The organism is Desulforadius tongensis (assembly GCF_016907915.1).
In the GTDB taxonomy this organism is placed as follows: domain Bacteria; phylum Bacillota; class Desulfotomaculia; order Desulfotomaculales; family Desulfohalotomaculaceae; genus Desulforadius; species Desulforadius tongensis.
In genome coordinates this window covers 1-26,139 of sequence record NZ_JAFBCW010000036.1, presented here as the reverse complement: position 1 = coordinate 26,139, position 26,139 = coordinate 1, and the positions used below count along the sequence as shown (strand labels likewise).

Sequence of the window (26,139 nt, the reverse complement as noted above, 5' to 3'; positions counted from 1 at the left end):
GTTGTTGGGGTCGACACCGGGGTTGGCGTTCATTATGGCCTCTACAGTGGTATTGTATTTTTGTGCCAGTTTATAGTAGGTGTCGCCGGCTTTAATTTTATACGGGAAAGTTCCCGGTGGACATTCCTCCGGTTTAATTCCTGGAATGCAAATAACCTGACCTACTCTTAAATTATCCGGGTCAATGCCTGGATTGGCTGCGAGCAGGTCATCCAGCGATACATCATAGCGACGGGCAATGGAATAAAAAGTGTCGCCGGCTTTAATGGTGTAGAGCATGCCACCCGGGCAGATGGGCTGACGGGGTTTCATGTATTGATCAACTCCTATTATAAAATTCTACAATATGTTATGTTTAAAACAGTTAACTGGTGATTAATGCCATTAAAAATATTTGCCTGGGTACCAAAAATTCATACCGTTGGTTTTCAGCCGGGCCCGGAGCCTAATCCCCGGGATACCGGCTGCTGTTCCCGTTAGCGATTATTTTTCTAGAGAGAATTATATTATGGTAAAATATAATGACACAGTAACTTTAAGGTGGTTGAATATCTTGCAGCACGTGGAAATATACACAGACGGTGCATGTTCCGGCAACCCGGGCCCCGGGGGTTACGGTGTGGTGATGATATATGAGGAGCATGTAAAGGAGATTTCCGGGGCTTACGATAATACTACGAATAATCGGATGGAAATTATGGCTGTAATTAAAGCACTGGAAGCATTAAAACGTCCCTGCAGGGTTACTTTGTACACCGACAGCCGCTACCTGGTGGATGCCATGACCAAAGGATGGGTGGAAAGATGGCAGGCCCGCAATTGGATGCGCAACAAAACCGAGCGGGCTAAAAACGTTGACCTGTGGGTAAAACTATTGGAACTGGTTAAGGTACACCAATTAGAATGGGTATGGGTTAAAGGACATGCCGATAATGAATTAAATAACCGTGCCGATGAATTGGCGGTAAAAGCGATAAAGGAAAAACCGCGCCTTCGGGATAACCCGCAGTAGTATAAAACAGCTTATCTTTTTATGTACTTATTGATTTTGCTTTATTTCCTGTTTTTTACTGCTGCCGGCTGTAGGTATTTGAATAAGAATTACACTGCCCAAGACAAGTAATATGCCTGCAAATTGGAAAATACTGATTTGTGCATGGAAAATAAACGCTGCCAATATGACTGCCACTACGGGCTCCACTGTGGCTATGATAGAGGCTTTGCTGGATTCTACATATTTTAAACCGGCTGTATAAAGGGTATAAGCCAAAACGGTGGGTATCAAGGCAATAAGTAATAAATATATGCCTGTATTGAAGCTGCCAACTAGCGATATTTTTTCCCACGGGCGGCCAAACAATGATATAAATAAAGAGCCGAAAACAAAAGAATAAAAAACGGTGGTCCAGGGTGAATAAGTTTCCAGTGCTTTTTTGCTGAAAATACTGTATAACCCGTAAGTAAAACCGGCACTTAAACCGGTAAGTATGCCTTTAAAGTTAAGTTTTAAGCTGCTTAAATCATAGGCTTCAACTACCAGTGCACAGCCGATCAATGTTAATAATAAGGCCAGTGTTTTTTGTGGTGTTACTTGCTCTTTAAATATAAACCGTGATAATATTGTTACAAATACCGGTGCAGTGTAAAGCAGGATAACAGCAGTTACGATGTTAGTTAAGCTGATGGCTGTTATATATGTAAAATTAAATATGCACACCGATATAAACCCTGCTGCGGCAAAGAATGACAAGTCTTTTTTGGCTACCTGTAAAAGATGGCGGTGAAAAATTGCCAGGTAAAGCCCCATGATTAATGTGGTTAACAATACCCGGAAGTTGGCCACCGTCAGTGAAGACAAGCCCTGTTCAAAAAGAACTGTGCTAAAAGCACCGAGACTGCCCCAGCATGCCGCTCCTGCCGCAATCATGATATAACCTTTTTTCATGCCTTATCCCCTCATGGTAATTTTAAATTAATTAGAGTTAACATATCACTTAAACTGCGTATTGTCCAGAATTACTATTGTCGGGAGATGAAAAATTATGGATGATAAAATATTGGTCAGTGCCTGTCTGGCGGGGTACAACTGCAGATATGATGGTGGGAATAATTTTCACCCCGGTATAGCTGAGCTGGTGGAAAAAGGGGTGGCTGTACCGGTCTGCCCAGAGCAGCTGGGAGGGCTGCCGACGCCCCGTCCGGCCTGTGAAATTAAGGGCGGTGACGGCTGCCGGGTGCTGGCCGGTGGTGCCAGGGTGGAAAATATAAACGGGAAGGATGTAACCGGGCAGTTTATTGACGGTGCAGAGAAGGCGTTGACAGAGGCATTGAAGCACAATACCAAAATGGCCATTTTAAAAGAACGCAGCCCCTCCTGTGGCGTGCATTTTATATATGACGGCACTTTTCAAGGGGGCAAAATTTCTGGCCAGGGTGTGCTGGCGGCTTTGTTAACCCGAAACGGGGTGAAGCTGTACTCTGAAGAGGACATTCCTACCGGCAGTGATGATTTGGTGGATTTTGTTCAAGTAAGGCAGAGATAGTCACCATTTGCAGACCGGCGGGCGGTCTGCAAATGGTGAAGCCAGCGGGGCGAGGGTTATTCTTCGTTTTTATATACACAGGCGATTTTATGGTAGCGGCCGGCCGATTGACTGAATTCTTCAATTTCTTCTGGTCTTAATTCCCGCACCACTTTAGCCGGTGAGCCCAGTGCCAATGTGTTGGGGGGAATTACTTGGTTTTGGGTTACCAGTGCTCCGGCACCAATAACCGCCCCGGCACCCACCCGGGCACCGTTTAATACCACTGCTCCCATACCGATTAGCGCATTATCTTCAATGGTGCATCCGTGCAGCACTGCACCGTGGCCAACGGTTACATTTTTCCCCACTATACAGGGGTAACCTGTTTCCTGGTGCAGAACACAGCAATCCTGAATATTGCTGTTGGCTCCCACTATCACTTCATCTACATCGCCGCGCACCACCGCGTTAAACCAAATGCTTACGTTTTCCTCTAGTGTAACACGGCCGACAACTGCGGCACCGGGGGCTATGTAAGCGGATGGATGTACTTTGGGATGATATTTTCCGTATGAATAGATCATGACTGGAAACCTCCTTGGGGGAATAAAGATGATTTATTTAAGTTTTTTTTTAATAATGCTGGGTGCAGCTGCATTTATGGTATCCTTAATTACAGTTTTTTATCGTATTGTTAACCGCGGCGGCTGGCCAAAGGGGGATGCGGCAGTCAATTGGTTGATAAAAACCGGTTTGGCCGGCTTGGCCATGGTGCTGCTGGGTCAATTGATAGTGGCCCTGGCATTGTGAGAACTGCTGTTTAACATGCTTTAAGTGAGTGTTCGAAAAGGAGCACAAGAGACACGAGAAGTTCAAGGCGGCGAAGGCTTTGAGGAGCGGAGCGTATACGAAAATACGTGAGCACCGCAAAAGCCGAGCCAACGTAGAAATTCGAAGTGAATCTGGCGCGGATTTTTCGAACATCCTCTTTAAGTGTAAAAATAAAATCACAAAAAAGCAGCCCGGGCTCAATAACTTCATCGAGCGTCGGACTGTGACATTATATTAAGATTTATTTTAACAATATTTTACATTATGGAACTGGTAAAAATCAATAAAAGTAAAGATAAAGAAAAATTTCACATTCTTAAAAATGAAAATTACCCCTATTGCTATTGAAGAATTAGGTATATAATGGTTTGAGCGGGGTGATAAAATGATATTGGTTACCGGTGCCACCGGTTATGTTGGGCGCCATGTGGTTAAGGCGCTGGCAGACACCGGTGAAAAAGTGAGGTGCCTGGTTCGTAACACAAAGGATGCGAATCTGCCCGGTGTGGAGCTGGTTCATGGTGACGTTACTGACCAGGTATCGCTGGCAGTTGCCTGTACCGGGGTGGACACAGTTATCCACCTAGTGGCCATCATCCGTGAAGGAAAAGGTATCACCTTTGAAGATATTAACATTAAGGGTACGCAGAACCTATTAAGTGCTGCAAAGGAAAGTAAAGTAAAACACTTTGTACATATCAGTGCCTTGGGGGCTAATACAAATCCAAAATATAAATATGCTTATTCCAAGGGTGTTGCTGAGGTAGAGGTAGTTAACAGCGGGTTGAAATATACCGTTTTGCGACCGTCGGTGATATTTGGTCCCGGTTTTGGGTTTGTTGACCGGCTGCTTCAGACGCTGCGCATGATGCCCACCGTTGTAGCGCTGCCCGGGGATGGTTCGGTGAAATTCCAACCTATTTGGGTTAAAGACGTTGCTGAATGTATTGTGCGGGTAATTGAAAATCAAGAACGTTATAAAAACAAAATTATTGATATTGGCGGGCCGGAGCACCTAACTTATGAGCAAATGTTGGACATCTTAATGGAAGTAACCGGTATTAAAAAGGCCAAGATTCCCGTTCCTATGCCGCTGGTTCATATTGCTGCCAAGTTCATGCAGTATTTTATGGAGGACCCTCCGGTTACAACGGTGGAATTGGCACAGCTGGATACGGACAACATTACTGATATTCACGCGGTAAAAAAGCACTTTGGATTTACTCCCACCAGGTATGCAGATGGGTTGGAGTACATTAAATACAAATTAAAAAATGAACAAAAGAGAATAGAAAAGAAAGAATAAAAAAGGCTCTTTAGGGCCTTTTTTCTGTATCAGCGGTTACAAAACCTCTGCCTGCACCGTCTAAGTGGTAGAGGAGAATGAATTGGAGGTTAATAATGAAAAGTGCAGTTCACCGGCACCTTGATGCCGAAAAAAATTTCGAGGAACTTTATAATGAAAATTTTGCCCGGGTTAACCGTTATTTGCGCTACCGGGTAATAAACACCTGGGATGCTGACGATTTAACTGCCCTGGTGTTTATGAAGGCACTGGAAAAGTTTCATACTTACCGGGGGGAAAGTTCCTTTTCCGCTTGGATACTGCGTATAGCTCATAATGTTTACGTGGATTATGTGCGTAAAGATAGGGAAGTGGCCACTCCCGAGGAAAAACTGCACCGGCAGGTGGTGGAAGGTGCTCCTGAGGAAGAAATGTTGTTAAATGAGGAAGTGGATGAACTGCGCTCTTTTATGAATGAATTACCTCCCGATTACCGGGATGTAATAGCACTGAGATATGCTGGCGAACTGCGTTTCAAGCAGATTGGTGAAGTATTGGGTAAGTCGGAAGTGGCAGTGAGGATGATGCATCACCGGGCCATAAAAATGCTGCGCGGCAGAATGAATAAAACCGGTTAGGGGAGAACGAAAATGAAAGAAAATAAAGAATGGCGGCAAGGGGGGGGCAAAATTTTGCCGATAGATAATTACCGCCGCCATGAGGAAGATGATAATACAGTGACAACAGAAAAATCAATACACCAGCTGTTAAAACACATGCGCCGGGTACGTGAAAGTGTACCGGTTAATTATCAACTGCAGGAAGAGCTGCGGCAAAAGTTGATTAGCCAAATGCAGGGCACTGCACGGAAAGGACCTTCTGACCGCCCTGTTGAAAGGCAGCATGTCGGCAGGAAGGTGCCGCCGTACGCATGGGTTATTTTACCCGTTGTGCTGCTGGTGGTTTTGGTACTGGCTTTATGGCACCACTCAGCGGGAACCATTTTACAGCCGGTGGGCGGTCCCAAAGAAGTGGCCAGGTTTTGGAACGGCGATGTTAATATTTCTTTTACAGTGTCACCAAATACCAATAATATTCTTGTAGCCCGACACGGGCAGTTATTGCTGGTGGATAAGATTGAAAAACGCTACAGAGTGTTGAATTTGCCGCCGGATTACCTGTACCATTCGCCGGCCTTTTCACCGGATGGGGCCAGGGTGGCAATGGTACGGCAGAATAAGGAAGGGTTTAAGCAAATTGTTGTTGTTCCCGCTGCTGTATTAATTGGTGCGGTGGGAGATGATGGCGGGAAATTTAAAGTGTTGGTTACCGGTAGGGACAGTTCTCAATTGACAGATCTCACCTGGTCACCGGATGGTTCCAAGCTGGCTTATACGGAAATTGACCGTTTTGACACCGCCAGGGTGTGGGTGGTGGATAATGATAATAATCCTCAATTATTAACCGCTGGTATGCATCCCACCTGGTCACCGGATGGCACCAAGCTGGTTGTGCAGCGTCCCATGGCAGGATATAATGACGCGTTATACTTAATTGACCTGGAGAACCACCTTGAAGTTATGCTGGGTCAGGGTGAACAACCGATTTGGGGGAGCAGTGGACATCTGGCCTTTGTATCCACCCGCCAGCAGGAAAAGGTGCTGACTTTTATGCCTGACGGTTCGCCCCAGTTTACTGTACGGCAGAGAGTGGGAGAAATCCGCTCGGTATATGCAGGAGACAGTGGAGAAGAACTGCAGGAAAAGTTAAATGATAATCATAGTTATCTGGCATCCAGTACGCTGCTGGTAAGTCCCGATGGCGGAAATACCAGAGAAGAAATGGAATGGCTGCATCAATTGGAAATACAGGGTATCAGAGAGCCCAGGGTACTGCTGCTGGATACGGTGAACAGGTGTCATAATCCGGTACTTCAAAGCAGTGAAAAAGCCTTGTACTATCTCTGTCAAAAAGACATATCAGCGGCGTTGATGCGGGTTGATTTGGAAGAACGATTGTTTAGTAGAGGAGAGGAATAGGATATGAATAAAAAGAAAATATTGATAGCCTTTATATTTTTAATGATCTTGTTGATTCCCGGTACTGCCCTTGCCGGTGTCAGTGTGCAGGCCAGACCGGGACTGAATGGGCTTTATAAAGATTATCGGCCGGTACAGCTCACCGTCAGCATTGCCAATAACGGTGAAGCGGTGGAAGATGCTGTGTTAGTGGTTAAAGTGGATGAAGATAAAGCATATGCTGCAAATGATAAAGTCGTTTACCGGCGGGTAGTAGATATCCCCGCCAACCAGCGTATAGAAACCACCATGATTATACCGGGGCAGTTGGCCAAAACTAAACCTGTGGTATCTGTTGTGGCCGGTGATAAGGTGCTGGCCAGTACAGTGCTGCAGGGGATGGCGGTGGGCAGCGATTCTGTGGTGGTCAGTGTGGGAGAAAAGCCCCTTTCCGGTGGGTTACCTTCCTGGTTGGATAGTGAAATGGAGTACGTTACAGTAAAATACTTGTCTCCCGATGACATTCCTACCAATCCGGTGGCTTTGGACCTGGCAGATGTGATAGTGATGGAAAAGGAAAAGGTGGAGAAACTTACTCCGGCCCAAGTAAAGGCTGTTCGACAGTGGGTGACACTGGGTGGCAACCTGGTGCTTTCCGGTGGAGCAGGGGCGGCAGCAGGTCAGCCCTTTGCCGATATTTCACCGGTATTGGTAACCGGGGAAACAACTTTGAGCGGGGACTGGAACGGTATGCGGTCCGGCACCGCGTCCATTCCAGTGGCCAGGGGTACCTTGATCCAGGGGAAGAATATATTAAGTCAAGGGGATATACCACTGGTGGCAAGCCATATCATGGGGCGCGGCAGAGTAATTTACTGTGCCGCTGGTTTTGAGAATTTACAAGCTAAGGATAAAGAGTTCTGGAAATTACTTTTTCAACAGTTTAACGGTAACAAGTCAATTAAATATGACATAGATGAAAGAATTTTCCGTGGTGATGATAATATATTTCCTCAACTGCAGATGCCATCTATAAAACTGATGATTGGCGTATGGGTTGCTTACATGCTGGTGGTGTCTCCTGTAATATACCTGCTGTTGAAGCGGTACAAAAAGCGGGACTGGGCGTGGTTTTTTATTCCTGCTCTGGCGCTGGCCACAGCCTCGATTATTTACTACCGGGGTCCGTTCCACCGCTTGGACGGCCCGTTAAGTCATAATTTAACAGTTGTAGAAATACTGGATCAGCACGTGGCTGAAATTCAAGCCACCGGTTTGTTTATATCCCCCCGGGGCGAGAGCCTTTCATTAAAAGACAGCGGCTTGGGCTTGGTAGTGCCGAGAAGTGAATATTACGGTAAAGAACGCTGGAGCACGGCGGTGGTGCAATATACCGGCCAGGGACAGGAAATATATTTCCAAGATGTGGAGTTTTGGTCCATGCGTCGGGCTGATGCTTATAAAGTGGCGGAGAATATCGGTAAAATAGATGGAAGTTTAAAATTAACCGGGGATAGGATTACAGGTACGCTGAAGAATAACTCAGCATTGGATTTGGTTAAGTGTATAGCGGTGATAGGAGACAAAGTGATTGAGATTGGAGAATTGCCGGCGGGAGACAGTGTAAAAATAAATCAACCTGTTAAAGGGGTTAAGTTTTTCTCCTGGGAATATGACGTGAATAAGTGGTTTAACAATATGAGAACGGCCCATCAAGAAAAGTTTGGCCGAATGACTTACCAGGTAGAAGATGGCCTAAACGGGTTTATGGGCAGCAGTTATCCCGGCCTGGGGGTAAAACTGATTGGTTACAGCAAAAATATTCCCGGCTTAATGACATTAAACGGCAGCGGTGCTCAAAATTATTATTCGATTTTAGTGCTGCAGGATCTGCCGTTAACTTTACCGGAAACCGGGGCGTTCCGGCTGCCGCCGGGGTTTGTTACCCCACATATAATTGATGGCAGTAAAATCGAGTATACGCCGGAAGGACCTCAAATACAGGAAGGACAGGTGACATTGGAATATAACCTTACCTTACCGGAACGATACCAGTTTGATATCCGGGCTGTGGAATTAAGCAGTGTTATTCAAAATACCCTGTATGAAACTAAAATATACAACTGGGCAGATGAGCAGTGGGTAAATTTAAAAATCATGGGTAAGCGTTTGGAAGGTGCAGAATTAAAACCGTACTTGTCGGAGGACAATCGTTTCCGGTTAAAAATTAAAAAACGTTCCTTAACAGACAGGGATGTCATGCCGCTGCCCGATCTGGCGGTGGAAGGGGTGATAAAATGATCGAAATTAAAAACCTGTGTAAGACATTTGGCAAAACAGAGGCGTTAAAAAACTTAACCCTCAGCATTTCGGATGGGCAGGTATACGGGCTTATCGGACCCAACGGGGCGGGAAAAACAACAGCCATGAGTATTTTGGCCACGCTGCTGCCCGCGGACAGCGGTACCGCTCTGGTTAACGGTTTGGACGTTTCTGCTCAGCCAATGCAGGTAAGAAAAATAATCGGTTACATGCCGGATTTTTTCGGGGTTTATGATGGATTAACCACCTGGGAATACTTGAGTTTCTTTGCCTCCGCCTATTATATACCGGAGAATAAACATGACCGGTTAATAAATGATTTGTTGGAACTGGTAAATCTGCAGGATAAGGCTGATTCCTTTGTGGATAATTTATCCCGGGGTATGAAACAGCGTTTGGCTCTGGCCAGGTGCTTGGTACATGATCCCCAGGTGCTGATTCTTGATGAACCGGCTTCAGGCTTGGATCCCAGGGCCAGGGCAGAAGTAAAAGAAATTATCCGCCAGCTGAAATCCATGGGAAAAACGGTGCTCATCAGTTCACACATTCTGCCGGAACTGGCGGAAATATGCGATCAGGTGGGCATACTGGAAAACGGCCGGCTGGTGGCCGGCGGTTCGGTGGCAGAAATAATTAACGGGAACCAGAGTACCCGGGTTATAAATGTGGAAGTGGATCAGCGCCTGGAAGAGATGCTGCAGTTCCTGTCTACCTGTTCCGGAGTGGTGCGGGTTGATAGGAAAGGCAGCGGTGCCCGGCTGATATTTAGAGGAGAGCGCAGGGCTCAGAGTGCCCTGCTGAAAGAGCTGATAGAACAGGGTTATCCGGTGCTGCAATTTGCCGAGCAAACAGGCAGCCTGGAGGATGCCTTTATGGCTGTAACAGGGGAGGGAAAAGACAAATGATAATTGCCAATCCGGTGCTGCTGAAGGAAATGCGGCAGCGCTTTCGCGGTATTAAAGCACCACTGATATTGTTTATCTACCTGATGGTACTGGGTGGTTTCATTCTGGGATATATGTACTTAATAAGGGATCGCCTGCTATCTTTTGATCCTTCCGAGTCCATGGGAATATTTGCCATGCTCAGTGTACTGCAGTTAATATTACTGGCTTTTGTTACTCCCGGTCTTACTGCCAGTACCATCAGCGGAGAGAGGGAACGCCAAACACTTAACGTGCTGTTGACCACTGAATTGAAACCTGCGGGTATAGTAATTAGTAAGATGATATCGTCATGTGCCTTTACACTGCTGCTGCTAATTGCCGCGCTGCCGTTATACAGCGTCATACTGATATACGGGGGGATTTCTCCTACCCAATTATGGGGCGTATTTGCTTTTTACCTGGTAACCATGTTTTTGTTTGGAGCTGTGGGCATGGCCTGCTCTACCTTTTTCCAGCGTGCCAGTATCAGTACCATTACTTCTTACGGTATTATGGCCTTCTTAGGTGCGGGCACTGCATTTTTAGCAGCGTTTATCAATGATGCTGCCAGGGATGATGCAGTATACCCCCAGCCCGAAGTTATTCCGTTCTCCGTCCAGTTTTTACAGGATATCAACCCTGTGCTGGTGTTAGCACACATATTGGGTGGTGGCCCTGCCTTTGGCCCTGAAGCAGATTGGATACTGCCTTACTGGGCGGTTTATGCACTTTTCTACCTGGGAGTGGGAGTGCTGCTGCTGGTGTGGAGCGGGTACAGGTTGAATCCGCTGCGTAAAAAATAACATACCGGGGAACTCAATTATAAAAAAGCCATGCTGTAACCGGTGATATTCGGTGAGCATGGCTTTTAAGTTTGCCCTGGCGGCAAATTTAATGACAGTGTTTTTAAGTGACTATGCAGGGAAAATGTATCATTTTGGATAAACTAATGTTAAGCTGAAAAAAAACATACAAGTAATTTTGAGAGGAGGACTATCTTTTTGCCTCAGGCCGGTAAGGAAAATGTTGTTGATATGAAAGAGATGAAGTCTAAACAAAGAAAAAAAATAAGGGGCCGCAGTTCTAGAACATATGTTCACAAAAAGCGCCCGGTTCGCAAACCGGCGCTGAAAACGCTTTCCCCGGAACCGGTGAAACTGGATAAATTTCAAGCTGAAGCAATTGAGGCTGTGCTTGACGGTCGCAATGTGCTGGTGGCAGCTCCCACCGGCACCGGGAAAACACTGATTGCCGAAAGATTAGCAGAAAAGGTTTTGCGGGAAGGAAGGGGTTTGGTATACACATCTCCCCTTAAGGCACTGTCTAACCAGAAATACTCTGATTTTAAAAAAATGTTTGGCGAACAGCAGGTCGGCCTGGTTACCGGTGATATTACCATTAACGGCGATGCCCCGCTCACTGTGATGACCACCGAAATATTTCGCAACAAGTGTTTCGAAGACATGGAAGATTTGGCCAACATTGCTTATGTTGTGTTTGATGAAATTCATTACCTGGATGACCCGCACCGGGGTACCGCGTGGGAAGAAGCAATACTATTTGCCCCCCCGCATGTTAAAATACTGGGATTGTCAGCCACCGTTCCCAACGTAAAAGAAATGGCTGCCTGGATTGGGGAAGTGCGTGCCTGTGAAGTGCTGGTGGTAGAAGAACGAAAACGGGCAGTTCCGTTGGAGATAATGTGGATTAGTCCTGATAACGAACTGCTGAGTAAATCCCAGGCCAAGCGTAAAGTTGAAAAGCTGAGTGCTCGGTTTGATAGTGAAATGGAGCAGCATAAATCGAAAGACAAAAAGAAATTTTATAATTATCGAAGTAAATAAAGCTGTACGGGAGGTTGTCTATGGCACGGGCTTTTAAAGATCCATCCGAAATAATTGACGTAATACAAGAACATCTGCCGGTACTTTATTTTGTCTTTGGCCGGGCTAAAACCGAGGAATTGGCTGTTGAACTTGGCAAACAGTGGGACTTTCTTAATTATGATGAGAAACAGCAGGTACGACAAATTATAAAAGAGGCTGAAGCGGAATACCCTGATATGTTTATACACCGTGACCGGGCAGTACTGAGAAAACTGCTGGAGCAGGGTATTGGATATCATCATGCCGGGCTGTCGCCGGCGTTGAAACGCATTGTAGAACATTTATACGAGTCCAGGTTGATTTGGGTGCTGTTTTGTACCGAGACATTTGCTGCTGGGGTGAATTTTCCCGCTGCCAGCGCGGTGTTTGACTCCTGCCGCAAATGGGACGGCCGGGAATTTCGCCAGCTGTTGAACAGAGAGTTTTTTCAAATGGCCGGCCGTGCCGGCCGCAGGGGGTTCGATGAGCAGGGATATGTTTTTATACTGATTAACAGCGACTTTCCTGAAGATACGGGCTTCTTTAGTGAGAAAAAAGTGGAAATGGTACAGGGAAGACTTACCGTATCTCCAAACACAGTACTAAGTTTGCTGATGTGGAAATCCGATCATGAAATAGAACATTTCCTGGAAAGCAACTTTTCCGCCTTTCAAAAACGCCGTCGTTTACAGGAAACAAACCAAAAAATAAGTGAGTATAAAAATACCATTGACGGTTTAAACAAACACTTTTGTGCCCAACGGGAGAGCGTTTCCTGCCCGTTAACCCGTAAAAAACTAAAACGAGAATTGAAAAAACTGAAAAGCCGCAGATATAGACAGCGGCCCGGTTCACAAACCAGGATAAGAGAAATTGAAGAACTGCTTACCTCCTTAAAAAAGAAAAAATGTAAAAAAGTAAGCTGCTTCGACGCGGCCAGAACGATTAGGGATACTAGCAATAAACTGGATTTTTTACAATATAAGAGAAAGCAGCTTATTGCCGAAGCCAATCGATATACTACCGATTTTTACAACATGCGCGATCTGCTGGAACGATTGGGTTATGTAAAGGGACGTGAATTTTTCCCCCGGGGAAGGTTTGCCTTGTATTTACACATTCAAGAAATATTTGTTACCGAGCTGGTATTTTCCGGGCTGATTGAAGAGCTGCCCGGTGATGTGGTGGCTGGTATACTGGCCGGGGTGGACTATACACCGGGCAGAAGGGAATATGTACAGGCACCTCCTTACGATATTGAACCTATTAATAAACTGCGGGCTGAGTTAATGCAGCTGGGAGTACCGGGTGAGCACCTGGTTTGGTCACCTGTGCCTGGTTACATTGCTTATGCCTGGTATAACGGGGAAGATTTTGAACACCTGCTGCAAAACAGTAATCTGCAGGAAGGTGACCTGGTTTCCGTCATCCGGCGGGAAATTGATTTGCTGCGGCAAATGGAAAAGGCGGCGGCAGAAAACCATGTGCTGCTGGCAAAACTTCAGGGTATCAGGCGCACGCTGGACCGGGATCAAGTAAAAGTTTTATTCTAGGAAGGTGATTGTATATGTATTGGGAAAAAGCAGGTAAACATAATACCCAGGGGACTGTAAAAGCGGTGATAGAGTATGCTAAAGAGCATAATATTAAATATGTGGTGGTGGCATCCAAAACAGGTAATACTGCGGAACAATTATTGGGACACCATTTTAAAGTAGTATGTGTATCCTACCATGTTGGATTTTTCGGCCCCGGTGAAGGGTCACTAACCCCTGAAAGGCGCCGGGAATTAGAGCAAAAAGGTATACCGGTGCTGGTTACCACCCACCTGATGGCCGGGCTGGACAGAGCCTGCCGTACCAAGTTTGGCGGCGTGTATCCTGCGGAAATTATTGCCAGCACACTGCGCATGTTTGGCCAGGGAACCAAAGTGTGTGTTGAGGTGGCCGGTATGGCCCTGGATGCCGGGTTAATACCTTACGGGGAGGAAATTATAGCTGTGGCCGGCAGTGCCAACGGGGCAGATACCGCGTTAGTATTAACCCCCGCCCACTCCAATCACTTCTTTGATACTAAGGTACGGGAAATAATTTGCAAACCAAGGGACTTTAAACATCATTAAAAGAAGAATTACCTACAATTTTCCCACAATTTGCAGGACTTTAGTCCTATCCTGGTGAAATGATATCTAAAAGCTACTGTTACGGGTGATCCCATGGATGATAAAGTTAATAATTACAGCCAAAAGATTATGGATAAAGTTCAGCAGCTGTTGGAAATTAATAACAAGCTAACTGCTCTGCATTGGATATCTGCCCAAATTGCTGCTGAACAAGATATCAATACCATGTACAACCTGATTATTAACGGGTTCAGCGAAATTACCGGGGTACCAAAATGCGGTTTTTATTTAGTTGATGAAAATTTACAATTTAAAGAGCTTAATACCCGGGAAAAAGGCAGCTCGGAACCATTTTGGCTGTGTTCCGGGGTGATGTCTGTGTTTCGCCGGGTGCTGAGGGAACGGGTGGCCGTAATTACGTTGGATCAACGGTATTGCGGCACCTGCAAAGAAAAGTGCGGCAGTATGCGCCTGCAAATATGTGCCCTGTACAGCCGGGATGGAACACCGAAAGGATTGCTGGTTGCTTATGATTTTAGTAACGATCAATTCAATGACGAGTGGATAAAAATACTTGAATTATATACCCTGCAGGTAAGCCTAGCCCTGGAAAATGCCATACTGAACTCCCAGCTGAGGGATCTGGCTATTAAAGATGGTTTAACCGGCCTGTACAATCACAGGTGCTTAATGTATGATTTGGAGAGAGTTATCCTGCGCAGTGAAAAGAAAAAATCTTCCTGCTGTTTAATGCTGTTGGATATTGATGATTTTAAAAAGTACAATGACAGTTTTGGCCACCCGGCGGGGGATTACGTCTTGAAAACCCTGGCTGTCATTATGAAAAATTCAGTAAATAAGCAGGGAATAGTTTATAGGTACGGGGGAGAGGAGTTTGCTGTACTGCTTCCCGATAATACATTAAAGCACGGCTGTAAAATTGCCGAAAAAATAAGACAAAATATTGCCGGCTATGATTTTAAATACCGGCAAATAACAGTAAGTATCGGGGTGGCAGAATTTCCCCGGCATGCTCAACAACTTAACCGGTTGGTGGAATGTGCCGACCGGGCATTATATTTGGCTAAAAATAGCGGTAAAAACGTTGTATGTTTTCCCCAAAATTGTAATCAAAATTCGTGTGATTGAAATTAAGGTGTATGAATAAAGGTGCCTTTCTTAAGGTGCCTTTTTTAGTTGGTTAGAGGGGTTAAAATACCAGTACATTACCAGTATTGTTTAAAATAAATTTATTTCCGAAGGCTTTATAAAATTCCATTTGCGGTTTAAATCCCGTACAGTGGCTGACGGCTATTTTTTGGGGGTTAAGCATTTTTAATTCGTTAATAGTACAGGCCACCCTTTCTGAGCTGGCTTCAAACAAGTGCGTACCACCAACCAAACCGTAAATAAAACTGCTGCCGGTTAATTTTGCTGCGTAGTGTAAAGTGTTTACCACACCGGCATGGGCGCATCCTGTGATCACCACGGGTCCTTTTTCGGTAACGGCCACCAGTGCCTGGTCATCGGGCATGGGATCCAGCACATATTGACCGTTTACTTCCATATAGTGTGAAGGATTGACTGTTTCATATTCGGTTATCCTCGGTATTTCACCGGTAAGAATCAACCCGGGAACCAGCTCAACAACCCCGGTGTTTAAATTAAACTGCGCACCGGCACTTTTTAACTCCTGCAGGGAATTAGGCAGGCCGGTGGCCCGGTAGCCTTTGGGAGGCATTAATTTATATTTTGGCTTTAAAGCATCGGGGTGAGCATAAACATTTATTTTCCCGGTTTTGCGCAGTACATTGTAAAGCCCGCCGGTGTGATCATAATGACCATGGCTTAAAACGATAAAGTTAATTTTACTTAAATCGATGTTCATGGTTTTGGCATTGGCAATTATAGATGGGCCCTGGCCGGTGTCAAATAATACTTTATAACCTTTGTATTCAATTAAAAGTGACAACCCGTGTTCGGCTAATAATCCCCGGTGGTTTGATGTATCCTCTGATAATGTAGTTATTTTCAATTCTGGCACTGCAACAACCTCCCAACATTATTTGAATTTTTCAACGTTTCTACAATTAATTTATTTTTCCTGCTAAAAATAATTATTGAATGTTAATTTATTAAATGGTATACTTCATTTAAACAATTGAACAAATGTTGAAATGAAGGTGCTGATATGGAAAAAACAGCTAAAGATGTATGTGAAACCTATTGTATTCATGCTGAAAAAGTAGCTAAACTGCAGGGAAATTTACCCGATTTATCCCAGTTGGCAAAATTGTTTAAAGTTTTAGGTGACGAAACCCGTACCAAAATACTGTATATACTGGCCAAGGAAGAAATGTGTGTTTGTGATATTGCGGCCATACTGGGCAGCACTGTTTCCAATGTATCTCATCACCTGCGCCTGCTTAGAAGTGCCAGCCTGGTGCGCTGCCGTAGGGAGGGTAAAGTAGTGTACTACGCACTGGATGACCGGCATGTGATGAACTTATTCACTGAAGGCTTAGAACACGTGCAGCATTTAAATAAAATATAAAACAAAAACTATTTAGGACAGACATTTATAAAGAAAGCAGGAGGGGCACTGATGGAAAAGGCAATTAAACAAAAATTTACCTGAGGTGAAAGCTGTAACTGCCGGGAAGCAGTTATTATAAGCGATACGCTGGTTTTAACCGGTTTGGACTGTGCCGATTGTGCTGCCAGGTTAGAAAAAGCAGTGGCCAGCTTAGACGGGGTGATGCGCTCTGCAGTTAACTTTGCCACTGCCAAACTGAAAGTGGAATATGATCCAGCTAAACTGCACCGCGGAGATATAATTAGCCAAATTAAAAAGATGGGCTACGATATTGCTGCAGCGGGCGGGCCGGGAAATAAGCAAGAAACTGTCCTGCGTTTAAGCGGTTTAGATTGTGCCGATTGTGCAGCTAAACTGCAGAAAGCGGTGGAAAAAATGCCCGGGGTGGATAAGGCAAATATAAATTTTGCAGCGGCAACCTTAACTGTTGAACACAGTACAAATATACAATCCATAATTAAAACGATACAGCAAATGGGCTATCAAGCCCGGGAAGAAGGAGCGGCAGAAGGTGCTGTCCCTTCTTTTTGGGTAAAAAATCGCCGGGCTTTAACCACCGTTGTTTCCGGAATTTTTGCTGGGGCCGGTTTCATATCCGGCTGGTTTAATGCGCCGGAAAACCTGGTTATTACCCTTTTCAGCCTGGCTGTGGTGACAGGTGGATACTTTCCGGCTAAGGCGGGGTTTTACTCCCTCAGGCGCGGGTTCAGTATGGATATGAATGTACTTATGACCATTGCGGTGGTGGGAGCCATGGCCATTGGTCAGTGGGAAGAAGCGGCCACTGTGGTTTTCTTGTTCTCGCTGGGTAACGCTTTGGAAGCCTACAGCATGGAGAAAACCAGAAATTCCATCCGGGATTTGATGGATTTGGCCCCGGAAGAGGCGGTGGTCAGGCGGGAAGGTAGGGAAGAAACATTACCGGTATCGGAGATAACGGTGGGAGATGTAGTGATTGTTCGCCCGGGGGAGCGTATTCCCATGGATGGCAAAATAATTTACGGCCAATCGGCAATTAACCAGGCCCCCATTACTGGGGAATCTGTGCCGGTGGATAAAAAAGTGGGGGATGAGGTGTTTGCCGGCACCATCAACGGCAGCGGGGCGTTGGAAATACAGGTGACTAAATTGGTACAGGACACAACCCTGGCCCGCATTATAAAAATGGTGGAGAAAGCCCAGGAGCAAAGGGCTCCATCCCAAAGATTTGTGGATGTTTTTGCCCGTTACTATACCCCGGCGGTGATTGGATTGGCTCTTTTGCTGGCAGTGGTACCCCCTTTGTTTATGGGACAGTCCTTTGCTCCCTGGTTTTACCGGGCACTGACGCTGCTGGTGGTTTCCTGCCCCTGCGCCCTGGTTATTTCCACACCGGTTTCAGTGGTGTCGGCCATAGGCAATGCCGCTAAACAGGGTGTATTAATAAAAGGTGGAGCATACCTGGAAGGGGCGGGGAAAGTAAAAGTGGCAGCCTTTGACAAAACCGGCACGTTAACTGTGGGCTGCCCGCAGGTAACTGACGTTGTTACCATGCCCGGTTATACAAAAGAACAGGTTTTAGCTGCGGCGGCAGCGGTGGAAGTGCGCTCTGAACATCCCATTGCGGAGGCGGTGTTAAAAGAAGCTGAAAAATTAGATGTTCATTTTTCGGTGGGGGAGAATTTTGTTTCACTGCCCGGTAAAGGGGCTAAGGCCAAAGTAGACGGGAGAAAAATTTACATTGGAAACCTGAAATTATTTCAAGATGACCTAAAGCTGGACATAAAAGATGCTGCTGAAATATTACTACAGTTACAAAGGGAAGGGAAAACACCGGTGCTGGTGGGAAGTAAAGCTGGAATTTGGGGAATAATAGCAGTTGCCGACCGGGTGCGGGAAAGCAGTTATGAAGCCATAAATAAATTACAAAAAATGGGCATTCAATCTGTTATGTTAACAGGGGACAATGAGGGTACCGCCCGGGCCATAGCAGGGCAGGTGGGAATTGATAAAGTAAAATCCAACCTGCTGCCTGGGGATAAAGTACAGGCCGTTAAGGAACTGCAGGAAAATTATGATTCGGTAGCTATGGTGGGAGATGGGATTAACGACGCCCCGGCACTGGCCACTGCCAATTTAGGCATAGCCATGGGTGGGGCGGGTACCGATGCAGCACTGGAAACGGCGGATGTTGCCATAATGTCCGATGACCCATCTAAAGTGGTCTTTTTAATTAAACTAAGCAAGAAAACGTTAGAAATTATAAGACAAAATATTGTTTTTGCTTTAGTAGTAAAAATAGCAGCAGTAATGCTGGTATTTCCGGGCATATTAAACCTGTGGTTGGCAATTTTAGCCGATACCGGAGCGGCGCTGGCGGTAATTGCCAATGGTCTCAGGCTGCGGAAAGTGAAAATATAATTTAAAAAACAAGCTTGAAGCATTGAATTTGTTTTATTATATTGTTATAATTATGTTTGTGCTATGGTCGGTAAAGGGCGCGGGAGCGCCCTTTACCGGGTTCTACCGTTTTAGTTTAAGATATCATTACATAATTTTCGGAAACATACTGATCTTGAGGGCAGTCTGTAAATTTTATAGTATAAGTTTTGGGAACAATGGACTCGGGAGATGCCTTATCTACCAAACAAAAGAGAGTTAATTTTACTTTTTCGGGAACTTTTTCATGGGAATAATTTAGGACGGACCAGTTGAAGGCGCAGACATTTCTAATTGAGAGGGTTTTACCGGAGCCTTTATATTGAAAACCTATATCCAGTACTTTGCAGTTTTCCTGTTCATATTCCAGTACTGTAACTGCTTTGACGGGTCTAAAAACTTCTTCTTCAGGGTTGTCGCTTGATAAAGCCAGGAAGACCTTTTTTTCAGAGCCCAGTTTTAAGATCCATTTCAATCGAGCTTTAAGTTCCTTTACTGCCTCCTGGTTGAAGCAAACAGTGGGCATTGTTATCCCCTCCAATTCTCATTTTTGTTTATTATTATTACCTATACTTTACATATTCTTTGCAAAATCTTAATTTTCCTGTTAAATAATAAAAGTTTTAATTTTCTGTATTAAGAATATTTATTATATTATTAACAAATATTTCAAAATTATGAAATTATCCCCCTTGTTTTTTGTTTAAGGGGGATAATTTTTTTGTTTACTTTAATCGTTTAATTACAGTGCTGAGGCTGAATACCAGTGCAAATACCAGGGTACAGCCTAAAATACCGGCCAAACCTCCGGCCAAGCCTGAATGGGGGATGCCCGGCAGGCTGTAATCTTCTAAAACCGAGGTGTGACCTGCGGCTTGAGAGATAAAACCTAAATCCTCTGCCACCCGCTCCAAACCATCGGGATGGGAGGAAGCAAAGTTAGATAAAAATCCTGCGATTAATAAAATCAAAGCTAGGGAAATTAGCTGGTTTTTACTTTTGAACATAACCATTCACCTGCATTTGCATTTCCTTTTGTTTAGTGTATTTGATCAAATAATGGGCACTGAACAGCGTAATCCCGGCTTCTCCAATGCCTATTAAACTGTGCCACTTCAACATGGCCGGCAGCACTGCTGCCAGCGGGGCAGTGCCGGACACTGCCAACTCTATTGCCGCTGCCGCCGATGCGATCACCACTGATAACCAGGCCCCTGCGGCCATAGCTAACTGCCGGTTATTGGTCTTTTTTGCTGCGGTGCGATAAACTGTGTAACTTACTGCTGTGGCGATAACGGCCATGTTGAGAATATTAGCTCCCAAAGCTATGGTTCCACCGTCATGGAAAAATAAACTTTGTATGGAGATCACTGCGGCCATTACCAAACCTGCAGCCCAAGGGCCGCAAACTACCACTGCTACCATGGCACCTATCATGTGCCCGCTGGTGTGATGCCCTATGGCATAATTAATCATTTGAGCGGCAAAAATAAAGGCTGCCACCAGGCCTAAAGTGGTTGGCGGCTGCTGGCTGATCTCCCGGCGCAGGCGATTCCAGCCATATACCAGTGTGCCGCTGCTCAATGCTGCTGTTGTAGAGGCGGTTACCGGATCTAAAAAGCCGTTTGGAATGTGCAATTAACATCATCTCCTTAACTAAAGTATATTGTTTAAACGGCTAATTTATTAATCAGCTCTTTATTTTTTCATTCGGTGTCAGGAAGGTTTTCCCTGCAAGAGCTGTTCTTAAATTTGCCGCTTTTTATTTGTTATCATACCTATTGCCATTGAGGATAAATGCTGGTATAATACAAAACCGTCACCGGAAAAAAGAACTGCTTAAGTTAAAAAACAAAGGTTGACATTTTAAAGGCAAGTAGTTATAATAATTCTTGCAGCGAAACACGTCGGGACGTGGCGCAGTTTGGCTAGCGCGCTACCTTGGGGTGGTAGAGGTCGCAGGTTCAAGTCCTGTCGTCCCGACCAGTATTTAAATTCCTGCTGTGTTAGTTGCCTTATCAGTTTTTACCCCACAGAGTGAAAACGGGAGCTTGTGTTCTCTAATCTATGTCAGGCCGTTTACAGGACGGAAGGCAGAAGTTAGGGACAGAGCACCCCCCTGCGAGATGCGGGTGTGTAAAAACGTTAAGGTGACGGCAGAGTGGGGCATATCAAAGAAGAAAAACCTTGTACATCATGTACAAGGTTTTTTTATGGTTTGCCCGGCATCTCTGCAGCCCTATTTTCTCATTGAACGTGCAAACTCCGCCGAAATCTCCAGGGAGTACATCATTATAACAGCCAATACCCCTACTAAAATTATATATGATACCCCAATTAACAAGCGAAACCGCGGCTCCACATCCAAATAATCAGCCATTTTTTGCCTGTTTTTAATCATGCTGACAACCTCTATCAAACCAAGTACCAAGATAAGAACCAAAATGTAAGCCCGCAGCTTCCAAATCAGAATTACTGCTCCGATTATGCCCAAAACCCATATAACCGGTGATAATGCCTTTGTTACCCTGCCGCCGTCCAGCGAGCCCGGGGGAAGCAGGTTAAATAGATTTAAAAACGCCGTTACATATGTCATCCCCGCAGTTGGTCTACTGCCAGAGAATTAAGCAGCAAATAGCTGCCAGTGTTCCCGCTGCCGGCCCCCAATGGCTGAAATGGCCTCTTGTTTAACGCTTTTAGGCAGGTCTTTCATGGAAATAAAGGCACCTAAAAAGGGAATAAACATGGGAGCAGATACATTTAGACCGACTTTTTTAGCAGCCACCATATGACCTAGTTCATGGATGAAAATAGAAAATACAAAACTAACTTTCTCCCCTGTAAGATATCTTGCAGCACTGTTTTATAACAGCGAGTATACAACAATAATCTATTTTTATCCAGAGGATTAATAACTTAATTAACGAATTATATGGCGGGTAACAAAAAAGTCGAAGGAAGGAAAGAACAAATGTTTACAATTTATGATAAAGAAAAACAGAAATATCCCATTAAGGTTTGGTTGGAAAACAGAGAACAAATTGAAAAAAGCTGCTTACAGCAGGCCATTAATTTGTCTAATTTGCCATTTATTCACCGGTGGGTGGCGTTAATGCCCGATACCCACTCCGGCTATGGCATGCCCATAGGTGGAGTTATAGCCACGGAAGGGGTGGTGATACCTAATGCAGTGGGGGTGGATATTGGCTGCGGCATGGCCTTTGCAGAAACTAATATTCATAAATCTGAGCTTCAAGGCCCCAAGTTAAACTTTCTGATCGGCCAGATAATGAGGAATATACCCACCGGGTTTGATCATCATAAACAAAAACAACCCTGCCGTGTTCTTGATGAATTTATTGATCGGTGCAGATATGAGAGCCAACCTAGGGAACTGGTTAATGAGATTGAAAGGGGTTATTATCAAATTGGTACTTTGGGTGGAGGAAATCATTTTATAGAGATACAAGAGGATGAACAGGGCATGGTTAATATCATGCTGCACAGCGGCAGCAGGAATTTTGGCCTTAAGATAGCCAAATATTTTAACAATCTTGCCAGTCAGTTAAATGATCGGTGGTTCAGGCAGGTTCAGCTGTCCTTTTTATCTGCAGATTCAAAGGAAGGCAAAAGCTATATTCAATGGATGAATCTGGCATTAAACTTTGCCCGGGAAAATAGGCAAAAGATGTTAAATGTAGTTAAGGATGAATTAACAAAATTGTTTCCCCATGTTAAATTCACCGGCGAAGTAAATGCTCACCATAACTATGCCAGTTTTGAAAGGCATTACGGCAGAGATGTATGGGTGCACAGAAAGGGAGCCATTAGAGTAAGAGAAGGGGAATTAGGTATAATACCCGGTGCCATGGGTAGTTATTCCTATATTGTTAAGGGCAAAGGAAATAAAGAAAGCTTTTATTCTTGTTCCCATGGTGCCGGCAGAAAAATGAGCCGGAAAAAAGCAAGGGAAAATTATTCCGTACAGGAAACCATCAATGATTTAAAAAAGCAGGGTGTTGTGTTGGGAAAAAATAAAAAAAGCGATGTTAGCGATGAATGCAGGTGGGCTTATAAAGACATAGATTTTGTAATTGGTCAAGAGTTAGATTTAATTGAACCGGTAAAAAAGTTAAAAACCATGGCTGTTATCAAAGGATAACAAAAACAGATGATAATTAACATAATATAACCTAAATACTATATATTACATGTCCAAACCTGGCTGATATACGCTACAATTAAAGTTGTATTTTTGAGTGAATTCGACATAGAAGGCTGAGGTGCGGATATGTTTGATTACCCTGGGGTTATACATGTACACTCTACATATTCGGATGGTTCTGCTTGTTATAAGGGTATAGCCAGGGCAGCAGCTAAAGCTGGGGTTAAATTTCTGATTATAAACGATCATGATACCCTGGGTGGTTTGCATAATGAGGGTGAATGCTATATAGAAGGTGTTTTGATGCTCATTGGGGCTGAAATATCTCCACCGGCTAACCATTTTATTTGCTGTGATGTGGGTATCCTGCCGGATAACAAGCTGCCGCCGCAGGAGTATATTAGGGATGTTTACGATCAGGGGGGGTTGGTTTTTTAGCTCATCCTGACCATAAGCCGAACAAATATTTTAAACCCCGGGGCATGGGGTGGAAGGAGTGGGATATACCCCATCCCTTTGGTATTGAGCTGTGGAATTACTTTTCTCAGTGGACAAACAGGGCATCCGGTATTATTAACCTTATCCGTGCAGTGATAAATCCTACCTGGTGCCTGCAGGAGCCCTGTGCTAAATTAATGGCTCGCTGGGATAAAATGGCTCAAAAACGCCGGGTACCTGTTATTGCCGGGGTAGATGCCCACGGCGGCAGGCAGCTTGGCTGGATACCTTCTATTCTCTGCAGTTACGTAAAACAGTTTAGTACCCTGCGTACCCATGTTTTAACAGCTAAACAACTAACCGGCGATGAAAAGTACGACCGCAGGCTGATATTAAATGCCCTGCGTAACGGACGCAGTTATTTGCTGAATTATACCGCCGGGCACGCAGAGTTTTTTGGTTTTATGGCCAAATATAAAGATAAAAGATGGCATATGGGGGATGAAGTTAACTGGTTCAAAGGGATTAATTTAATCGGGAAAATTCCCCGGGGTGCTTGTGCTAAAATAATTAAGGATGGTAAAGTGATTTATAAAACCGGTGATAGCAAAATCGATATTCCCGCCGCTGAACCCGGTGTGTACCGGATGGAAGTGTTTCGCCGGCGAGGGAAGTGTTTAATACCTTGGATATACACCAATCATATATATCTTCGGTGAGGTTAGAGGGTGCAGCTGCGCCTTCTTTTTTGTTGTTTCCACTTTTTAAAAGAATACTTGGTATTGAATGCCAGTTGAGGATATAATAGTATTAGACAGCCAGTTTCTTGCAGGGAGTGAATTAGATATGATTGATTTAAGAAGTGATACTGTAACACAGCCTACTATAGAAATGCGTGAAGCTATGGCTAATGCTGAGGTGGGGGATGATGTTTTTGGAGAAGACCCCACGGTAAAGAAGCTGGAAGAAGCAGCAGCCGATTTAATGGGTAAGGAGGAGGCTTTATTTGTACCCACCGGCACCATGGGTAACCAGTTGGCTGTGCTGGCCCATACCGAACGGGGGGATGAAGTGATCTTAGATGCGGAAGCCCACATTATCTGTTATGAGGTAGGGTCCCCGGCCATGTTGGCCGGGGTACAGCTTAGGCCTGTTCCCGGCTTGTTGGGTAGAAATGCGTTGGACAAGCTGCGCCAGGCCTACCGTCAACCGGATATTCATTTTCCCACCAGCCGTTTGCTGTGCCTGGAGAACACATTTAACCGGGGTGGGGGTACCGTTATGACCCCGGAAGAAATGAAGGCCATTAATGATCTGGCCAAAGAATTGAATTTAGCTGTTCATCTGGATGGGGCCAGGATATTTAATGCTGCCATTGCTGCCAGGTGTGATGTCAAGGAGTTTACCAGGCATTGTGATTCGGTAATGTTTTCCCTTTCCAAGGGTTTATGTGCCCCGGTGGGCTCTGTTCTAGCCGGTACCAGTGAGTTTATTGCTAAAGCCCGCAAATACCGTAAAGCGCTGGGCGGCGGCATGCGGCAGGCGGGCGTACTGGCGGCGGCAGGTTTGGTAGCGCTGAACATGGTTGATCGTTTAGCGGAAGATCATGCCAATGCCATGGCACTGGCAGAAGGATTGGCGGAAATTGAAGGATTGCAGGTGGAACTGCATCAAGTACAGACTAATATTGTACTGGTTAATATTACTGCCGTGGATATGGATGCCCCGACCTTTGTGGAAGAAATGCAAAAGCGTGGTGTAAAGGCAGTAACTTTTGGCCCCCGGTTGGTACGTTTTGTAACTCACAAGGATGTTTCACGGGCGGATATTGAGCAGGCTGTTAAAGTGGCAAAAATAGCAGCGGGCGATGTTTAATACAAAATAGGTCTTTTGACCTAAGGTAAAAATATTGCATTTAGATACCAAAAAGTGTAAAGTTATTAGTACAGGTATTAAAAAATATTTGGGAAATGGGGGGAAAGTATCCTTGGGTAAGGTGTTTGATAAATTTCTCAACATATTGGGTTTTGAGGTAGTTGAAGAAGAGGATGAACCCCAGGAATTGCTGCCGGTTTTAAAAAACGAGGAAAAGCCAGACCCTAACTGGTACGAAAAATATGAGAAGAAATTTACCAAGCGGCAGTGGAAAGACGAATTAAATAGTGTTCCCAGTGGGTATAGTGCCAAAATGGTTGTCTGCCGTCCTGATAATTTTAATGATATACGCCAAGTGGCGGATAATTTAAAGGAAAGGCATTCCGTGGTGGTGGATTTAACTGAATTGGATGTTGAGCAGGCGCAGAGGGTACTGGACTATTTAAGTGGTGTGGTTTTTGCCATTGGTGGCAATGCCAGCAAGGTGGGCAGTGGAATTTTTTTATTTACACCGTCCAACGTGTCCATAGAAGGGGCCGTTGATTTAGTGCTTACGGATGACAAAGAACTCCAAAAGGAAACTGTTTTAAATGAAGAACTGAATTCTCTTTTTAAAACTGCCAGTGCATAAAAAGAAGGCCTTAAAGCCTTCTTTTATTGTTTGCCTGGCATGTCTGCCGAGCCGATGGGTTGAAAGAAACCCTGTCGCCTAACCAGCGGGAAGACAACCTGTAAGCAAGGGCGTCACTGGTA

General features: G+C 44.9%; 28 protein-coding genes, 1 tRNA gene, 1 other RNA gene and 1 pseudogene. 22 read left to right on the top strand and 9 right to left on the bottom strand.

Features of this window, described 5'->3' with window-relative positions; genetic code table 11:
- A partial coding sequence (locus JOC37_RS12020; protein ID WP_204619283.1) for a LysM peptidoglycan-binding domain-containing protein occupies positions 1-312 on the bottom strand: 312 nt, incomplete at its 3' end.
- Between the two features lie 241 nt (positions 313-553).
- On the opposite strand from JOC37_RS12020, the gene rnhA reads away from it, so the two are divergent.
- A complete protein-coding gene (rnhA, locus tag JOC37_RS12015; protein WP_204619281.1) occupies positions 554-1,012 on the top strand; it encodes a ribonuclease HI in 459 nt (152 codons plus the stop codon).
- A 27-nt stretch (positions 1,013-1,039) separates the two neighbouring features.
- On the opposite strand, the gene JOC37_RS12010 is transcribed toward rnhA, so the two are convergent.
- Positions 1,040-1,945 carry a DMT family transporter gene (locus tag JOC37_RS12010; protein ID WP_204619279.1) on the bottom strand — a complete coding sequence of 302 codons (906 nt, stop codon included), beginning with the start codon at positions 1,943-1,945 and terminating at the stop codon, positions 1,040-1,042.
- A gap of 97 nt (positions 1,946-2,042) precedes the next feature.
- Between JOC37_RS12010 and JOC37_RS12005 the strand changes: the two genes are divergently transcribed.
- Positions 2,043-2,543: a 2-thiouracil desulfurase family protein gene (locus JOC37_RS12005; protein WP_204619278.1), complete on the top strand. Its 501-nt coding sequence runs from the start codon at positions 2,043-2,045 to the stop codon at positions 2,541-2,543.
- A gap of 56 nt (positions 2,544-2,599) precedes the next feature.
- Here JOC37_RS12005 and JOC37_RS12000 read toward each other — a convergent pair whose 3' ends face one another.
- On the bottom strand, positions 2,600-3,109 hold the full coding sequence (locus tag JOC37_RS12000; protein WP_204619277.1) for a gamma carbonic anhydrase family protein: 510 nt from the start codon (positions 3,107-3,109) through the stop codon (positions 2,600-2,602).
- Between the two features lie 28 nt (positions 3,110-3,137).
- Here JOC37_RS12000 and JOC37_RS11995 point away from each other — a divergent pair, with 28 nt between their 5' ends.
- The 11 genes from JOC37_RS11995 to JOC37_RS11945 all read left to right on the top strand — a co-directional run bounded on the left by JOC37_RS11995 (position 3,138) and on the right by JOC37_RS11945 (position 15,043).
- Positions 3,138-3,335, top strand: a complete 198-nt coding sequence (locus JOC37_RS11995) for a hypothetical protein (protein WP_204619276.1) — start codon at positions 3,138-3,140, stop codon at positions 3,333-3,335.
- A 406-nt stretch (positions 3,336-3,741) separates the two neighbouring features.
- Positions 3,742-4,662: a complex I NDUFA9 subunit family protein gene (locus JOC37_RS11990; RefSeq protein ID WP_204619275.1), complete on the top strand. Its 921-nt coding sequence runs from the start codon at positions 3,742-3,744 to the stop codon at positions 4,660-4,662.
- A gap of 95 nt (positions 4,663-4,757) precedes the next feature.
- Complete coding sequence (locus JOC37_RS11985) at positions 4,758-5,279, top strand: RNA polymerase sigma factor (RefSeq protein WP_204619274.1); 522 nt, start codon at positions 4,758-4,760, stop codon at positions 5,277-5,279.
- A gap of 54 nt (positions 5,280-5,333) precedes the next feature.
- Positions 5,334-6,680 (top strand): PD40 domain-containing protein, encoded by a 1,347-nt coding sequence (locus JOC37_RS11980; RefSeq protein WP_204619273.1) that lies wholly within the window; start codon positions 5,334-5,336, stop codon positions 6,678-6,680.
- A gap of 3 nt (positions 6,681-6,683) precedes the next feature.
- Positions 6,684-8,960: a hypothetical protein gene (locus tag JOC37_RS11975; RefSeq protein WP_204619271.1), complete on the top strand. Its 2,277-nt coding sequence runs from the start codon at positions 6,684-6,686 to the stop codon at positions 8,958-8,960.
- On the top strand, positions 8,957-9,886 hold the full coding sequence (locus tag JOC37_RS11970; protein WP_204619270.1) for an ABC transporter ATP-binding protein: 930 nt from the start codon (positions 8,957-8,959) through the stop codon (positions 9,884-9,886). The genes JOC37_RS11975 and JOC37_RS11970 overlap by 4 nt, the downstream gene beginning before the upstream one ends.
- Positions 9,883-10,710: an ABC transporter permease gene (locus JOC37_RS11965; protein WP_204619268.1), complete on the top strand. Its 828-nt coding sequence runs from the start codon at positions 9,883-9,885 to the stop codon at positions 10,708-10,710. Before JOC37_RS11970 ends, JOC37_RS11965 begins: the two co-directional genes overlap by 4 nt.
- 198 nt (positions 10,711-10,908) lie before the next feature.
- The gene (locus JOC37_RS11960) at positions 10,909-11,751 is read left to right on the top strand and encodes a DEAD/DEAH box helicase (RefSeq protein WP_238480907.1); all 843 of its coding nucleotides are present in this window, start codon (positions 10,909-10,911) and stop codon (positions 11,749-11,751) included.
- A 20-nt stretch (positions 11,752-11,771) separates the two neighbouring features.
- Positions 11,772-13,325 (top strand): helicase-related protein, encoded by a 1,554-nt coding sequence (locus JOC37_RS11955; protein ID WP_204619267.1) that lies wholly within the window; start codon positions 11,772-11,774, stop codon positions 13,323-13,325.
- 14 nt (positions 13,326-13,339) lie between these two features.
- Positions 13,340-13,894: a pyruvate kinase alpha/beta domain-containing protein gene (locus JOC37_RS11950; protein WP_204619265.1), complete on the top strand. Its 555-nt coding sequence runs from the start codon at positions 13,340-13,342 to the stop codon at positions 13,892-13,894.
- 93 nt (positions 13,895-13,987) lie between these two features.
- Positions 13,988-15,043, top strand: a complete 1,056-nt coding sequence (locus JOC37_RS11945; protein ID WP_204619263.1) for a sensor domain-containing diguanylate cyclase — start codon at positions 13,988-13,990, stop codon at positions 15,041-15,043.
- 61 nt (positions 15,044-15,104) lie between these two features.
- On the opposite strand, the gene JOC37_RS11940 is transcribed toward JOC37_RS11945, so the two are convergent.
- On the bottom strand, positions 15,105-15,938 hold the full coding sequence (locus tag JOC37_RS11940; protein ID WP_338017391.1) for an MBL fold metallo-hydrolase: 834 nt from the start codon (positions 15,936-15,938) through the stop codon (positions 15,105-15,107).
- Positions 15,939-16,085: 147 nt separating this feature from the next.
- Here JOC37_RS11940 and JOC37_RS11935 point away from each other — a divergent pair, with 147 nt between their 5' ends.
- Together JOC37_RS11935 and JOC37_RS11930 are read left to right on the top strand one after the other, a co-directional pair.
- Positions 16,086-16,448, top strand: a complete 363-nt coding sequence (locus tag JOC37_RS11935; RefSeq protein WP_204619261.1) for an ArsR/SmtB family transcription factor — start codon at positions 16,086-16,088, stop codon at positions 16,446-16,448.
- A gap of 144 nt (positions 16,449-16,592) precedes the next feature.
- A complete protein-coding gene (locus tag JOC37_RS11930) occupies positions 16,593-18,890 on the top strand; it encodes a heavy metal translocating P-type ATPase (RefSeq protein WP_204619259.1) in 2,298 nt (765 codons plus the stop codon).
- Between the two features lie 115 nt (positions 18,891-19,005).
- On the opposite strand, the gene JOC37_RS11925 is transcribed toward JOC37_RS11930, so the two are convergent.
- From JOC37_RS11925 to JOC37_RS11915, 3 genes are all read right to left on the bottom strand, one after another.
- Positions 19,006-19,434: a hypothetical protein gene (locus tag JOC37_RS11925; RefSeq protein WP_204619257.1), complete on the bottom strand. Its 429-nt coding sequence runs from the start codon at positions 19,432-19,434 to the stop codon at positions 19,006-19,008.
- Between the two features lie 199 nt (positions 19,435-19,633).
- Positions 19,634-19,915: a PDGLE domain-containing protein gene (locus JOC37_RS11920; RefSeq protein ID WP_204619255.1), complete on the bottom strand. Its 282-nt coding sequence runs from the start codon at positions 19,913-19,915 to the stop codon at positions 19,634-19,636.
- Positions 19,902-20,546: an energy-coupling factor ABC transporter permease gene (locus JOC37_RS11915; protein WP_204619253.1), complete on the bottom strand. Its 645-nt coding sequence runs from the start codon at positions 20,544-20,546 to the stop codon at positions 19,902-19,904. The genes JOC37_RS11920 and JOC37_RS11915 overlap by 14 nt, the downstream gene beginning before the upstream one ends.
- Positions 20,547-20,816: 270 nt before the next feature.
- Here JOC37_RS11915 and JOC37_RS11910 point away from each other — a divergent pair.
- A tRNA-Pro gene (locus tag JOC37_RS11910) sits at positions 20,817-20,894 on the top strand.
- A 6-nt stretch (positions 20,895-20,900) separates the two neighbouring features.
- Positions 20,901-21,080: non-coding RNA, 6S RNA (gene ssrS / locus JOC37_RS11905), on the top strand.
- A gap of 67 nt (positions 21,081-21,147) precedes the next feature.
- On the opposite strand, the gene JOC37_RS11900 is transcribed toward ssrS, so the two are convergent.
- Both JOC37_RS11900 and JOC37_RS11895 read right to left on the bottom strand, forming a co-directional pair.
- A complete protein-coding gene (locus JOC37_RS11900) occupies positions 21,148-21,504 on the bottom strand; it encodes a zinc metalloprotease (RefSeq protein WP_204619251.1) in 357 nt (118 codons plus the stop codon).
- A gap of 27 nt (positions 21,505-21,531) precedes the next feature.
- A pseudogene (locus JOC37_RS11895) lies at positions 21,532-21,726 on the bottom strand (site-2 protease family protein); the annotation flags it as partial.
- Between the two features lie 153 nt (positions 21,727-21,879).
- Between JOC37_RS11895 and JOC37_RS11890 the strand changes: the two are divergent.
- The 5 genes from JOC37_RS11890 (at position 21,880) to JOC37_RS11870 (ending at position 26,017) form a co-directional block, all read left to right on the top strand.
- Positions 21,880-23,070 carry an RtcB family protein gene (locus JOC37_RS11890; RefSeq protein WP_204619247.1) on the top strand — a complete coding sequence of 397 codons (1,191 nt, stop codon included), beginning with the start codon at positions 21,880-21,882 and terminating at the stop codon, positions 23,068-23,070.
- A 129-nt stretch (positions 23,071-23,199) separates the two neighbouring features.
- A complete protein-coding gene (locus tag JOC37_RS11885; protein ID WP_204619245.1) occupies positions 23,200-23,511 on the top strand; it encodes a PHP domain-containing protein in 312 nt (103 codons plus the stop codon).
- Between the two features lie 44 nt (positions 23,512-23,555).
- A complete protein-coding gene (locus JOC37_RS11880) occupies positions 23,556-24,230 on the top strand; it encodes a hypothetical protein (RefSeq protein ID WP_204619244.1) in 675 nt (224 codons plus the stop codon).
- A 127-nt stretch (positions 24,231-24,357) separates the two neighbouring features.
- Entirely contained in the window at positions 24,358-25,386 is a 1,029-nt protein-coding gene (gene ltaE / locus JOC37_RS11875) for a low-specificity L-threonine aldolase (protein ID WP_238480905.1), read from the top strand.
- 121 nt (positions 25,387-25,507) lie between these two features.
- Positions 25,508-26,017, top strand: a complete 510-nt coding sequence (locus tag JOC37_RS11870; protein ID WP_338017392.1) for a cell division protein SepF — start codon at positions 25,508-25,510, stop codon at positions 26,015-26,017.
- Positions 26,018-26,139 lie beyond the last annotated feature (122 nt).

What these genes read in the sequence shown, in the direction of transcription:
- JOC37_RS12010 (WP_204619279.1), bottom strand. Translation starts at nt 1,945, where the DNA reads ATGAAAAAAGGTTATATCATGATTGCGGCAGGAGCGGCATGCTGGGGC.
- JOC37_RS12005 (WP_204619278.1), top strand. Translation starts at nt 2,043, where the DNA reads ATGGATGATAAAATATTGGTCAGTGCCTGTCTGGCGGGGTACAACTGC.
- JOC37_RS12000 (WP_204619277.1), bottom strand. Translation starts at nt 3,109, where the DNA reads ATGATCTATTCATACGGAAAATATCATCCCAAAGTACATCCATCCGCT.
- JOC37_RS11995 (WP_204619276.1), top strand. Translation starts at nt 3,138, where the DNA reads ATGATTTATTTAAGTTTTTTTTTAATAATGCTGGGTGCAGCTGCATTT.
- JOC37_RS11990 (WP_204619275.1), top strand. Translation starts at nt 3,742, where the DNA reads ATGATATTGGTTACCGGTGCCACCGGTTATGTTGGGCGCCATGTGGTT.
- JOC37_RS11985 (WP_204619274.1), top strand. Translation starts at nt 4,758, where the DNA reads ATGAAAAGTGCAGTTCACCGGCACCTTGATGCCGAAAAAAATTTCGAG.
- JOC37_RS11975 (WP_204619271.1), top strand. Translation starts at nt 6,684, where the DNA reads ATGAATAAAAAGAAAATATTGATAGCCTTTATATTTTTAATGATCTTG.
- JOC37_RS11970 (WP_204619270.1), top strand. Translation starts at nt 8,957, where the DNA reads ATGATCGAAATTAAAAACCTGTGTAAGACATTTGGCAAAACAGAGGCG.
- JOC37_RS11965 (WP_204619268.1), top strand. Translation starts at nt 9,883, where the DNA reads ATGATAATTGCCAATCCGGTGCTGCTGAAGGAAATGCGGCAGCGCTTT.
- JOC37_RS11955 (WP_204619267.1), top strand. Translation starts at nt 11,772, where the DNA reads ATGGCACGGGCTTTTAAAGATCCATCCGAAATAATTGACGTAATACAA.
- JOC37_RS11950 (WP_204619265.1), top strand. Translation starts at nt 13,340, where the DNA reads ATGTATTGGGAAAAAGCAGGTAAACATAATACCCAGGGGACTGTAAAA.
- JOC37_RS11945 (WP_204619263.1), top strand. Translation starts at nt 13,988, where the DNA reads ATGGATGATAAAGTTAATAATTACAGCCAAAAGATTATGGATAAAGTT.
- JOC37_RS11935 (WP_204619261.1), top strand. Translation starts at nt 16,086, where the DNA reads ATGGAAAAAACAGCTAAAGATGTATGTGAAACCTATTGTATTCATGCT.
- JOC37_RS11925 (WP_204619257.1), bottom strand. Translation starts at nt 19,434, where the DNA reads ATGCCCACTGTTTGCTTCAACCAGGAGGCAGTAAAGGAACTTAAAGCT.
- JOC37_RS11920 (WP_204619255.1), bottom strand. Translation starts at nt 19,915, where the DNA reads ATGTTCAAAAGTAAAAACCAGCTAATTTCCCTAGCTTTGATTTTATTA.
- JOC37_RS11900 (WP_204619251.1), bottom strand. Translation starts at nt 21,504, where the DNA reads ATGACATATGTAACGGCGTTTTTAAATCTATTTAACCTGCTTCCCCCG.
- JOC37_RS11890 (WP_204619247.1), top strand. Translation starts at nt 21,880, where the DNA reads ATGTTTACAATTTATGATAAAGAAAAACAGAAATATCCCATTAAGGTT.
- JOC37_RS11885 (WP_204619245.1), top strand. Translation starts at nt 23,200, where the DNA reads ATGTTTGATTACCCTGGGGTTATACATGTACACTCTACATATTCGGAT.
- JOC37_RS11880 (WP_204619244.1), top strand. Translation starts at nt 23,556, where the DNA reads ATGGGGTGGAAGGAGTGGGATATACCCCATCCCTTTGGTATTGAGCTG.
- ltaE (WP_238480905.1), top strand. Translation starts at nt 24,358, where the DNA reads ATGATTGATTTAAGAAGTGATACTGTAACACAGCCTACTATAGAAATG.